Below are 13538 nucleotides of genomic sequence, written 5' to 3'. Positions count from 1 at the left end.
ATTATTATGAAAAAGATTAAATTAAATCATATAATTTTTGCAATTATTGGAGTTAGCGCGGTCGTTAGTATTTCTGCCAGTGTTCCTTATTTAATCTCCTTACAGTCAAAAAATTATAATTCAAAATTATCAGAATTTGACGAAAAACTAGCTAATGCTATAAATCTAAATGTTAATTCAGAATTTAACACGACTGAATTTGATAGTTTAGTTGCTAATTTAAAACTTAAGTCAAAATTTGCTAAAAAATTAAGCGCTTCTGATGCGCTAAATTTGCATTTTGATAAAGCATACAATTTTGACTTAAATAATGCAATTGACTTTAGTCAAATTAGTCAAAAATATCCAGATTTAAATTTCAGATTGGTTGTTCCAAGGAGCCAATCAGAAGTAAAAATTGAGTCAAACAAGATAAAAAATCTTGCCGTTAATATTTCAAATTCAAGCAAAAGTATAAATTATACAGCAAGTTTTGACTTAGATTTTTCAGATCAAGATAAAACCTTGAATTTTTCAGCTCAAAATTTGAGTGCATCAATTAGCCTTTTAAATCAAGATTTTTTAGAAGGAAAAACCGCAACCGAAATTGCTATTTTGTTTTATAATGAATTTAAGGAAAATTTTGAAAAAACAAAAAATTCAAGTTCAGCACTGTTTGCAACATTTTCTAAATTTGGCGGAATTTCGTTCAACATAAATTCTGAACCGGTTTTTGTTTTTCCTTCCAATTTTGAAATAAAACCTGAATTGCAACAAGAAAAATTAAATTTTACAAATATTGACGATGTTGACAATAAAATTGACTTAGCATTAAGTTTAGTTGATAAAAAAACACAAAAAAGTAGCAAATTAACACTTAATTTTGTCGATGTTCCTAAGAAAACTGACCAAAAAAAATCTTCTGGATTATTAAAAATTTTTAAGAAAAATTATAAATTTAGCTCAGCAATTTCTAAACATTTAGCACAAAATAAGCTTAGTCTATCAGAATATTTTGCTCAAAATCCTCAAAATTTAAATCTTCAGCAGTTTAATTCTTGATTTACTTCAAATTCAGGTTCAAATACAACCGAAAATTCAAATGAAAATAAAACATTTCTAGAAGAAATTAAAAATTTAATCCCTAATTTTGATCCAAAAAGTGCCGCTTTTTCAGTAAAAGAAAACAAAAATAATCCTAAAAATTCTAATATTATCAATGTCGGACTAAATCTTGAAGGTAATTTTACTGAAGAAACATCACTTCCTTTAGGTTTAAAACTTGGCGAAGATAATACTTATACTTTCAATTTTGAACTAGAATTTGATACAACCGAAGAAATTTATGGTGCATATTTTAAAAATGCAATTGAGAGTTTTGATCAACAAGGATCACAAGATATTGACAATTTAAGCTTTGAAATCAAGAAAGATTTGCCAATTACAGTTTTTGCTTCAACAATTGATGATAAAATCAAACCTTTTTTGAATAAACCTTACGATATAAAAGATATAACAACTCAACTAAAACCTTTTTTCGAGGCTCTTAATTTTTTTGCAACAAAAAGCAATAAAATTAATCAAACTCCAATAACTCCAAGCGCTGTTCCAGGTGCTGATCAGGGTACTGAAGGTTCAGATACTTCTACATCAGTTGTTGCAGATGTTAGCGCTTTACCAACCTTATTCCAAGATACAGAGGATGCAAGTTCCTCTTCAAGCGCAGCACCTTCTTCAGCCCCAACCCCTCCTCCTAGTTCAGATTCAAGTCCTTCTACTAGTCAAGATCCAGCCCCAACCCCAGCTCCAAGCCCAACCACTTCTCCAAATCAACAATCCTTACTAGGTGATTACCTAAGAAAACTTCTTGAAAATCTTGAAAAAGCTGATCTTCCTGAAGGCACTTCTATTTCTTTTTCTGCAGATCATAAAGATGAGACTTATGAAATAAATCTTAAGATTAAAACCCCTAATGGAATTGAAAGAAATCTAACAATTGAACTTGACGATGTAAATAAAGAAAATAAACTTTATAAATCTTTTTCTGATAGCGTCAAAACTCACCTATTTTTAGATTGAAAAACTAATGTTGAAACAGAAGAAGAATCTTTAAATGGCCAAAAACAGCAAGTTGTAAAATCAATTTCAGCCGTTAATAATCCAAATTTTAGATTTAAGGCAAATCCAGCTCCTTCAGATAAATCAAAAGAAAAAGTTCATATTGATGAACAAGAACAAGGTATTTATCTAGCCGAAGGCGGAATTTCTTTGGATAAAACTGTAAATAACAACACAGATCTAAAATTAGAAGACGGCACTTCCTTCTTTTATGCTTTTAAACCAAAAAAATTGCCTAAGTCAAATTTGATCCAATATTTTTTACTAAAAACAGGTGAAGAAGCAAATGATTTTAATTTAGTTATTGAAAAGAATCGCTATCTGGACGATGTTTTTGAAATTGGTGCTGATTTTGTCCCTAAACCGCCATCTAAAGTTTCTAATCCCAATAAAGATGGATTTCAAACGACATATAATGGTAGAATTATAATTTACACTGATGAACGTATGAATATTGGAGTGGCATTCCAACCAGAAAATCCTCACTCAGATTTTCAAGATTTTCTTAATAATTCTGAATCCACTATTATTTTAGGCGTGGATGTTCAAAAAAAAGATGGCAAATCAATTATGAATATGAAGTTTTATTCTACCGAATCTGATGATGCTAAAAAACCGAGATTTACCTGAAGTCGCGAAATACCAGAAGGTGCAAAAATTAATTTTGAAAAAGGTTTTACTTTTGGAACCACCAAATCAAAAATCCAAGAACAAATCGACAAATTACCACTTTCAAGATCTGAAACTGGAATCACCTTTAAAGGTTTTGTTTTATTTGACACACCTCAAACTGAAGAGGAATATAACAAACTTTTTGAAAAATTTAGATCTGAATATGCCTAATCACAAATTTTAATTATAAAAAAGCCTCGTAAAAACGAGGTTTTTTTATAGCTAGCAACAAAATTGCAAGTGTTCATAATTTTGTGTTTTAAATTTTTATGGATTTTTCAAATAGAAATCTAATTTAATTTTACATTATTTAATCGATTAGGAAAAATAATTTCTAATTGTTTTTTAATTATGTCTCAATTTCTTAATCTTAGTCATCTTATTGATTCGTTCCGGAGCGTTAAATAAGCTATTTTTGTAAGGTAATTAACACTTTGAATTTCACCATTTGTTTTTGTATTTTTCCTAATTAATTTATTCAATGATTCAATTGAATTTGTCGTATAAATTGCTTCCCTTAATTGATTTGGATATTTAAAAAATGTCGTTAATTCAGCGAAATTATCATACCAAGACTTTATAATTGAAGGATATTTTTGCCCTCATATTTTCGAAAATTCATCAAGATTTTGCATTGCAAATTGTTGATTAATTGCTCAATTCACTTGATAAATCTTTTTCATATCATAGGCAAAGTCTTTTTTGTCTTTGTTAGAAACTTTTAAAAGCGAGTTTCTAATTTGGTGAATAAGATATTTTTGAACATCTGTTTGCGGGAAAAGTGCTTCAATTGCTTGACTAATTCCGCTTAGATTATCACAAGAAATTATTAGAACATCTTCCAGTCCGCGAGTTTTTAGTTCGCTAAAAATATCAAGTCAATTACTTGCTGATTCGCTATTTTGAATCCAAAATCCCAGTAGTTTTTTATTACCCTGCCAATCAATTGCAATAATAAAATAAAGTGATTTTTTGACAATAACACCGTTTTCTTTAACATAAAAAAACATTCCGTCAATGTAAAAAATTGGATAGGAATTGTCAATTTTTTCCGATTTTCACTCTTCCATTTCAGGTAATAATATGTCAGTAATTGAAGAAATTCGGTCAATACTTATTTCCTTTTCATAGATATCTTTTATTGTATTAGCAATATCTTCATATGACATCCCTGATGTAAAAAGGTAAAGTACTTGCTCTTCGGTATTGTATAAATTTTTGTTTCGTTTGATTTTTTCATAGGCTAAATATTGGCTTAATTTCGCCTTTGGGAGTTCTTGAATAAAAGTTTCAAATATAATCGAGATTTTGTTGTGAGAATCTTCTTTTTTTAATTTTTTATTATCAACGTATTTTTTAGCAATTTTTTTAATTTCTAACTCAAGTGGGGATAATTGTTGTTGCTTTTTTTTCATATTTTAGTCCCTTATGATAAATTTTATCAAAACAGATTTACCTTAAAACACAAAATATTTAATATTCCCAATTTTTTCGATAAATCAAGTAAATTATAGAGAAAATTCGATTATTTTATTTATTATATATTATTTATGGTTATTCTTTTAACTTTTTTAGCATTTCTGACTTACTTTTTGAATTGTCCAAGAATTACTTTGAAAGATAAAATTAATTTTGCTAATCCTGAGTTTGCAAGTTTGATTGCAAAAATTCACTTTTTATTGGGTATAAAAATGTGAAAACACCCATAAATTCGTTTTTTTGACGGTAAAATCGGGAGTGTTCATAATTTTGTGTTTTAAGTTTTATGGATTTTTTCAAATAGAAATCTAATCTAATTTTACATTATTTAATCGATTAGGGAAAATAATTTCTAATTGTTTTTTAATTGTATCTCAATCCCTTACCTGCCTTTGTCATTTTATAGATGCGTCTTGGAGCGTTAAAAAAGTTATTTTTGAAAGGTAATTTACACTCTGAATTCCGCCTTTTGTTTTTGTATTTTTCCTAATTAATCTATTTACTGATTCAATTGTATTTGTAGTATAAATTGCTCGCCTCAATTCATATGGATATTTAAAAAATGTCGTTAATTCAACGAAGTTTGTATACCAAGACTTGATAATTGATGGATATTTTTGGCCTCATTTTTCCGCAAATTCATCAAGATTTTTCATTGCAGATTCTTGATTAATCGCTTGATAAATACTTTTCATATCTTGGGCAAACTCTTTTTTGTGCTTGTAGGAAACTTTTAAAAGCGAGTTTCTAATTTGGTGAACAACACATTTTTGAACATCTGTTTGCGGGAAAACCGCTTCAATTGCCTGACTAATTCCGCTTAGATTATCGCAAGAAATTATTAGAACATCTTCCAGCCCACGAGTTTTTAGTTCACTAAAAACATCAAGTCAATTACTTGCTGATTCGGTATTTTTAATCCAAAATCCCAGTACTTTTTTATTCCCCCGCCAATCAATTGCAAGAATAAGATAAAGTGATTTCTTGACAAAAACACCGTTTTCTTTGACATTAAAAAACATCCCATCAATGTACAAAATTGGATAGGAATTATCAATTTTTTGCGATTTTCACTTTTCAATTTCAGGCAATAATTTGTCAGTAATTGAAGAAATTCAGGCGTTACTTACTTCTTTTTTATAGATATTTTTTATTGTGTCAACTATATTTTCATATGACATCCCTGATGCAAAAAGCGAAAACACTTGTTCTTCGATATTACCTAAATTTGTTTCGTATTTACCGATGAATTTGTTCTCAAAAGTGCCATTTCGATCTCTTGGTATTTTTAGACGAATATTATCATTTTCATAATTCACAGTTTTGGCCGAAAACCCGTTTCGCTTATTCGATTTATTCGCACCGTTTTTGCTTCGGTCGCCTTTTTCATAGCCTAAATATAGGCTTAATTCCGCATTTAAGAGCTCCTCAGCAAAAGTTTTAAACATATGCGAAATTTCGTTGTGAAAATCTTCTTTTGTTATTTTTTTATAATCAGCGTATTTGCTAGCAATTCTTCTAGCTTCCAACTGCAATGGGGATAATGTTTTTTGCTGTTTTTTCATATTTTGGTCCTTTATGATAAATTTTATCAAAACAGATTTAGCTTAGACACAAAATACTGAATATTACCGTAAAATCTTAATTTTTATTATTTTAAAATTAACCTTTTGTAAAAAAAAAAAAAAATGCTTGGTCTAAAAAAATTTCTGTTATAATAAATCACACTAAGAATAATTAATAAATTTTAATATTGAATTAAGGGGGATTAGTTATGTTTTTTGCATAGAAAAATCAGAAAATGCGAATTTTCCATTATATTTTTAAATATGATGGAATGCCATAAATTTAACCGTTTAGAAATCTATAAATTTATGGCTTTTAATTATTGTTCTTTCAAAACTTCCATATATTTTTTTTAGGCTCGGTGTAAGTAAAAACGAGTTTTCTATTTACGTTGAGTTTAAATAGCAGTTGTATTTTTTATGATTTTTGTTAGTGTTTTAAACTAAAAAAGTAGTTTAAAAATTCATAATTTTGCTTTTTTAGTTAATAACGCCGAAAAACCGGACACTTTTTTAAGATTATCTCATCAAACTGGGAAACTCGGGAAAATAAGAAACCTTCTCCCGAGTTTCCCAGTTTCATAAGGTAATTTTAAAAAAGCATCTGGTTTTAGGCAGTTTTTTAAATTTTTTGTTAAAAGTTAATTACAATTTTTTTTACCTATTTATTAAGATATTAAAGTAAAAATCGTACCTATTTCAAATATTCGGATCACTAGGGACACCATCGCGATTTTTAAATATCATTTGCTGATCTAAAGTGTTAAATTCAACCCTTTGTCTCAATTTTTGTAACATCGTTACTAAACCAACCTCAGTTAATTGATTGTTTTCAAATAACTTGTTATCGCTGATATGTTTGTTGATTTTAAAGATTATAGTTTTTAAAATAACTAGCGAGATAAAACACAAAAGTGTATGAGCTAGGATATGCTCGTCAATTCTTAAAAATACGGGCCGAATATTCAACAAACCTTTTAGACTTCTAAAATTAGCTTCAATATTCCACTGTTTTTGGTATTTTTCAACTATGTCTAAGACGTTCAAATTTAGCATATTTGTTTCATAAACATAGTAACCATCAAACTGTTTGTCTTTGTCAATTTTACTTTGATCTAATTCAAATTTCATGTTTGAAATTTCCTTAAAATATTTAGGTTTTTTACCAAACAATTTGTTTACCTCGATAAAACCGTCTTTATTTTGTTTTTTGATAAAACTTTGGATTTGCTCTTCGCGAGCTTTTCTGTCTTTTATCGCTCTTTTTGTACTGTAAGTAATAATTCTTCTTCTAATATTTTCGGTGTATCTTTTATTCTTATAAGATGAATAAAATTCTTCTTTTTTATACTTAAAATCCGCACTTACATTAACATAATCGCTAGGATCTAGTAAATAATTTTTAAATTTTTGAGTTCCTACCTTTGCACGATAAGAAATAATGAAATTATAGTTTCTTGATTCAAGAAATCGAATATTTGCAGCAGTTGACATGCCGCGATCAGCGATTATTGTCATATTTTTGATATTATATTTGGATTCAACATCTAATACAAAAGGGATTAATGTACTAGAATCGGCTGTATTTCCTTTAAAAACTTTAATATGAAAAGGAATACCATTTTTATCACACGCTAAGCCAATGACAATTTGGTCTTCTTTGAATTTAGCATCTTTAGAATAACCAGGAATTCTTAATCCATTTCTTTCAAATGTCTCAAAATAGACTGTTGATGAGTCAAAATAAAATTCATTGTCCCTTTTTCCAAGTTCACTTGTTACCATTTTGTTGACACTATTTAAAAGTTGATTTTGTGACTCAAAGACAAGATCTAAGAGTCTATAAAAGCTATTTTTGGAAGTATTTATTTGATTTGAGTAGTCATCTTTTTTATCAAAAGCATTAATAATGCTGCCAGGATCAGTGATCCGTTTTGAAATTAAGTAGTTAAAAATTTCTTTCATATTTTTATGTCTACTTTTAGGAAGTGATTCAAAAATATTGTGCTTTTCAATAAGTTTTTCAATTAATTCCCCACCAACAAAAACCGAACCTTCGATTATGGTGGAATTTTTAATAGAATCAAGCAAAGCAATCTTGACTTTATTCATGTCATCTAAATTTGAAAACAATTTCAACTTTTCTTTGATAATTTGAATAGCATTTGGATTAATTTTTTCCAAATTTTGCACATTTCCTAAACTAAATCACCGTTTTGGAGCTTTACCGTAACCTTGTGTTCAGCCAACATATTTATATAGTTTATCTTTCGAGTTTCCTCAAACATTAAATAAAACCAAATTTTGTTTTTTCATAATTTATAATTATACCATAAAAATTAATTTAAAAATGTAATTAAACGGAATTAATAAAAAATAAGGTTTTACGATAAAAAAATACCGATTTACCGGTATTTTTTTATATTTGTATTCACTAAAAAGTGAATTTTTGCCTTCAAACTGGGAAACTCAGGATAAGAAACCTTCTAAATTTGTCAAGAGCCAATCACAAGTTTAATAAAAAATAATTAAAATCTCTAATGATTTAGGAATTTTAAGTATTATAAATCTGAACTAAAAATAATAAAAAAAGGCTAATTTATCGCCTTGTTTTTAGAATCATTAACTCATACTTTTAAAAATGGCATCATAGCCCAAAGGTTTTATAGAATATACAATTATAAAAAAAGCAAGTTGAACAATATGGGGAAAAGCAGTAAACAATAAAAATCTATTGAATTGAAGATCAACTATTATAGTTGCTCTAAAAAATTCAACGGTTAATCAAAATATGAATAAAAGTAAACCATAATCAATAACAAAGTATATAAAATGGATAAAAAGGAAAACTTTTCAGTATTTTTCATCAATTTTTAATGTTTGATGTTGACTATTAAATAAAAAAACTTGCAAAACTATTTGGGCATAATATCTAGAAAAAATTCTACCAGGAATAAATATGTTAACTCTACTTTCAAATGTTGCGAGAATATTTTTTATAATTTTGTTAGGATCATTTTTATCAGTTTTACTTACCCCAGATCTAAAGTAAGTTACACGCCCTACAGCAAAATTATAATATTTATTATAATCAAAGTCAGTTAAAAAATCAAATTTATTATGCGGGCTTAGCCTGCCTAATTTTTGTTTTACTTTTTTTGCTAAATAAAAATGGAATACTTTTTGCAAAAATCCACAAAAATACGTGTATGGAATATAAAAAATTAAATAAGTACTTATTTCAAAAGCCAGTGTAATCAAATAATTATTAAAAGTTTTAAGATATGGCACCCTTAAAAAATCAATATTAGGACTTAAAATTAATGCTAAAACAACTACAAAAAAAGGTAGCGAAAAACTTATCAAGTAAAGTAATGCAAGTAAAAAATAATGCTTTTTTTGCTTATTAGGATTAAATTTAAAAACTAAAAAAGAAAAAAGTCTAAAATACAAAGCATTAGTCAAAAACGGAATTTTTGAAAATTTTTTTGGTATTTTAAGATTTAGAAATTTTTCAACTGTTGATCAAAAATGCATTTTAAATTTCCTTGAATAAAGTAGTGCTAATTTTTATAAAAAGTCTAAAACTATATTGATTTACTTATAATTTGCCTTTTTTAAGTTGCTTAAAACTCAATTAAAGTAATTTTTAACTTTCAAATAGTCAATATGTTACTCACGTCTTTGGATGATAAAAAAGTCTAGGAATAAAACTATAACCTATCGCAGGAAACATCAATGGTATAATAAAAATAGCATTACTTTCAAAAAGTCCTTTATAAAGATCCTCAGTATTTGACTTGCTTCAAAGAGCATGCCCAAAAAACGCTCATATAGAGGCTCATGAAAATATGAAATGTAGTGCTGTAAAAATAAAATAGATTATTAAAAAATATTTTCATTTTTTTTGATTGATTTTTAATTCTGAATTTTCAGAATTAAACAAAAAAATTTGCAAGATTATATGAGAATAATATCTGGCTACATAGCCTTGAAATCAATCATGAGTGTGTATTGACTTAATAATATTTTCAACATTTTGATCAGGTTTATATCAATTTATCTGTTCAAAATAAGGTGAATAAAGTTTTCTTTGACATGCAAATTTATAATATTTATCATAATCAAAGTTAGTTAAAAAATCAAATTTATTTTCCGGATTTAGTTGGCCTAATTTTTGTTTTACTTTTTTTATTAAATAAAAACGGAATATTTTTTGTAAAAAACTACAAACATATGAATATGGGAAATAAAAAATTAAGTAAGTAATTATTTCAAACAAATGCGCTAAAAAATACGTGTTGAAAATTTTCAAATAAAAAAATCTTAAAAAATCAACATTATGAGTTACACTCAGCGCTAAAACAAGCGCAAAAAATGGAAACGGGTAAGTTATTAGGCAAAGCAAAACAAGAAAAAAATAATGTCTTTTTTGCTTGTTAGGGTTCAACCGAAAAACTAAATAATAAAAAAGCCAAGAATACACAAGATTAGATAAAAACGGGATTATTGAAAATTTTTTTGGTATTTTAAGATTTAGAAATTTTTCAACTGTTGATCAAAAATGCATTTTAAATTCTCTTGAATAAAGTAGCGCTAATTTATATAAAAGTCTAAAAACTATATTGATTTACTTATAATTTGCCTTTTTTAAGTTGCTTAAAACTTAATTACAGTAATTTTTAGCTTTCAAATAGTCAATATGTTACTCACGTTTTTGGATAATAAAAAAGTCTAGGAATAAAAACATAACCCATCCCAAGAAACATTAATGGCATAACAAAAACAACAGTACTTTCAAAAAGTTCTTTATAAAAATCCTCAGTATTTGTCTCTCTTCAAGTAACATATCCAAAAAACAGTCATATAGAGTATCATGAAAATATGAAATGTAGTGTTGTAAAAATAAAATAGATTATTAAAAAATATTTTCAGTTTTTTTGATTGATTTTTAATTCTGAATTTTCAGAATTAAACAAAAAAATTTGCAAGATTATATGAGAATAATATCTGGCTACATAGCCTTCGCGGTATCATCTATAATTATTTATTGACTTAATAATATTTTCAACAATTTGATCATATTTATGTCAATTATTTGTTTCAAAATAACGTGAATAAAGCTCTCTTTTACATGCAAATTTATAATATTTATCATAATCAAAATTAGTTAAAAAATTGAATTTATTTTCTGGATTTAGTCGACCTAATTTTTGTTTCACTTTTTTTGTTAAATAAAAATGGAATATTTTTTGTAAAAAACTACAAACATATGAATATGGGAAATAAAAAATTAAGTAAGTAATTATTTCAAACAAATGTACTAAAAAATACTTGTTAAAAATTTTCAAATAAAAAAATCTTAAAAAATCACCATCATCAGTTACACTCAGTACTGAAACAAGCACAAAAAAAGGAAAGGGGTAGCTTATTAAGTAAAGTAAAATAAGAAAAAAATAATGCCTTTTTTGCTTGTTGGGGTTAAACTGAAAAACTAAATAATAAAAAAGTCAAAAATACACAAGATTAGATAAAAACGGAATTATTGAAAATTTTTTTGGTATTTTAAGATTTAGAAATTTTTCTGTTCTTGACCAAAAGTTCATTTTATTAATTAACCTAATGAAATAACTGTTTGTAAAAATCTATTGCAGATAAGGCATTTTTTTTACCATCAGGTTTGTTTTTCTTATTAAATTGTTAGTTAAAATTATTTTTTCAAGTCTAAAAAACTAATTTTTTATTAGAATTTTTCAAAATTCAAAAAAAACAACAGTGGTAAATTAATATGCTAATTAAAAAAATTAGGCAATAATTTTTTTAATTTTTTCAACAAGATCTTTGCTTCGAAATCCAATTTCATCAAGAATGTCTTCTGCTGGGGCTGACATTCCAAAGGTATCATGACCAAAATTATATTTTGCATGTGCTTTTCAACCAAAAGTAGAAGCTAATTCAAGTGAAATTGCAAAATTTGGATCTCAAATTGGTGTGTTTTGTCAATTTGATAAGGATATTAAATTTAGGTCTAATTCTTGAGCGACTTCTTTTGCCAGCCCTAACTCACTACCGGTAGCAATAATTGCTCATTTGGATTCACTTTTTTGTGCTAAGTAGGCTCCGAGTTTGAAATTATCTTTTGATTCAGCGAATGATTTGATATTTTGACGAGTTAAAATTATTGCACAAGGTTTATCTTTGTTTTCAAGAACAAGTTCATAAGCTCCTTTTAGCTCATTTTCATCACCAGGACGATAGACAGCAAAATTAGGAACTGATCTAAGCATTGCAAGTTGTTCAATTGGCTGGTGAGTTGGTCCATCTTCGCCAACCATTAGTGAGTCGTGAGTAAAAATGTAAGTTACTGGCAATTTCATTAATGAGGAGAGTCTTAAAGCGGGCTTTAAATAGTCAGCAAAGACAAAAAATGTTGAAACAAAAGGACGTAAAACTGAATGAAGTGCAATTCCGTTTGCAATTGCGCTCATTGCAAATTCGCGAACACCAAACATTAAGTTTCGACCTTGATAATTTTGGTCACTAAAATAACCATCTGAACCTTTTGCTTTTGTTGAAACTGATAAATCAGCCGATCCACCGATTCAATAAGGAACTTTTTTGGAAATATAGTCAAGAATTAAAGACGATGTTGCCCGGGTTGCCTGGTTTTTAGGAAGGTCTAAATCAATTTCTAAATTAATATTTTGACCTTTTTGTAAAAATTCTTCAAGTTCTGGCGAAATTTTAAAAGTTTCTTTTTTAGCACGGGTTCTTTTTACAAGTGTTTTTTGCCAATGTTTGCTAATTTCTGGGTCAAGATAAAAATCTTCTTCGTGTTCTCATTTAAGATTTTTCTTTAAATTAACAATGTCGCCTCCTAGAGGAGCGCCGTGAACTTCGGTAGTGTTTTGTTTAGTTGAACCTTGACCAATAACAGTTTTGATTTCAATAAAACTTGGTCTTCGGGAAGCTTTTGCCTTAGAAATTGCTTGTGAGATCAATTTTACATCATCTTTTGGCACCAATTGGTAAAATAAACCTTGAGATTCAATTCGTTGTTTCATATTTTCGCTAAAAACAACGCTTACTGGTGAGTCAAGTTGAATATCATTTGAGTCATACAAAACAATGAAATTTTTAAGTTTTAAATGTCCTGCTAGCGAAAGTGACTCATAGGAAATTCCCTCCTGAAGATCACCATCCCCGCAAATTACATAAGTGTAGTGGTTAATTTCTTTGAATTTTGCATTTAAATGTGACTGAGCAAGAGCCATTCCAACGGCCATTGCAATTCCTTGACCAAGTGGACCGGTTGTTGCTTCAATTCCAACAGTGTGACCGTATTCTGGATGTCCTGGTGTTTTTGAATTTTTTTGGCGAAAATTCTCAAGATCTTCTTTTTTTAATAAACCTAAACTATATAAAAGTGAATAATAAAGCGAAGATGCATGACCGGCAGATAAAACAAAACGGTCGCGATTAATTCAGTTTGGATCACTGAGGTCAAAATTTATATGATCACGAAAAAGTGCATAAATCATTTTTGAAGCACTAATTGCAACACCAGGGTGACCAGAATTTGCCTTATTTATTGCTTCGTTACTGTGAATTCTTAAGGAATTTACACTTAATTCTTCAAGATATTTAAACTTTTTTTTGAATTTATCAACTTTTTCTTTAGATTCCAATTCTGCTGCATTAGTTATTTTAGTGTCGTTATTCATT

At 27.7% G+C, this 13538-nt stretch carries 8 protein-coding genes; 1 reads left to right on the top strand and 7 read right to left on the bottom strand.

The annotated features are described in order from the left end of the window. Positions 1-6 precede the first annotated feature (6 nt). Positions 7-2940 carry a P110/LppT family adhesin N-terminal domain gene (locus tag QJQ40_RS02350; RefSeq protein ID WP_282861035.1) on the top strand — a complete coding sequence of 978 codons (2934 nt, stop codon included), beginning with the start codon at positions 7-9 and terminating at the stop codon, positions 2938-2940. Between the two features lie 119 nt (positions 2941-3059). Here the strand turns inward: QJQ40_RS02350 and QJQ40_RS02345 are convergent, their stop codons facing one another. The 7 genes from QJQ40_RS02345 to QJQ40_RS02315 form a co-directional block, all read right to left on the bottom strand. Further along, positions 3060-4184, bottom strand: a complete 1125-nt coding sequence (locus QJQ40_RS02345; RefSeq protein ID WP_282861034.1) for an IS256 family transposase — start codon at positions 4182-4184, stop codon at positions 3060-3062. A gap of 372 nt (positions 4185-4556) precedes the next feature. Continuing rightward, a complete protein-coding gene (locus QJQ40_RS02340; RefSeq protein WP_282861033.1) occupies positions 4557-5813 on the bottom strand; it encodes an IS256 family transposase in 1257 nt (418 codons plus the stop codon). A 657-nt stretch (positions 5814-6470) separates the two neighbouring features. Further along, a complete protein-coding gene (locus QJQ40_RS02335; RefSeq protein WP_282860989.1) occupies positions 6471-8129 on the bottom strand; it encodes an IS1634 family transposase in 1659 nt (552 codons plus the stop codon). A 306-nt stretch (positions 8130-8435) separates the two neighbouring features. Continuing rightward, a complete protein-coding gene (locus QJQ40_RS02330; protein WP_282861032.1) occupies positions 8436-9350 on the bottom strand; it encodes a hypothetical protein in 915 nt (304 codons plus the stop codon). Positions 9351-9462: 112 nt separating this feature from the next. Further along, entirely contained in the window at positions 9463-10263 is an 801-nt protein-coding gene (locus QJQ40_RS02325; RefSeq protein ID WP_282861031.1) for a hypothetical protein, read from the bottom strand. Positions 10264-10495: 232 nt separating this feature from the next. After that, the gene (locus QJQ40_RS02320) at positions 10496-11035 is read right to left on the bottom strand and encodes a hypothetical protein (RefSeq protein WP_282861030.1); all 540 of its coding nucleotides are present in this window, start codon (positions 11033-11035) and stop codon (positions 10496-10498) included. Between the two features lie 582 nt (positions 11036-11617). After that, the gene (locus QJQ40_RS02315; protein WP_282861029.1) at positions 11618-13537 is read right to left on the bottom strand and encodes a transketolase; all 1920 of its coding nucleotides are present in this window, start codon (positions 13535-13537) and stop codon (positions 11618-11620) included. Position 13538: the final 1 nt, after the last annotated feature.

This window comes from Mesomycoplasma ovipneumoniae, from assembly GCF_030012565.1.
Lineage (GTDB): Bacteria > Bacillota_I > Bacilli_A > Mycoplasmatales > Metamycoplasmataceae > Mesomycoplasma > Mesomycoplasma ovipneumoniae_D.
Note: the sequence above shows the minus strand (reverse complement) of the source record. Positions and strands in the feature narration are given on the sequence as shown.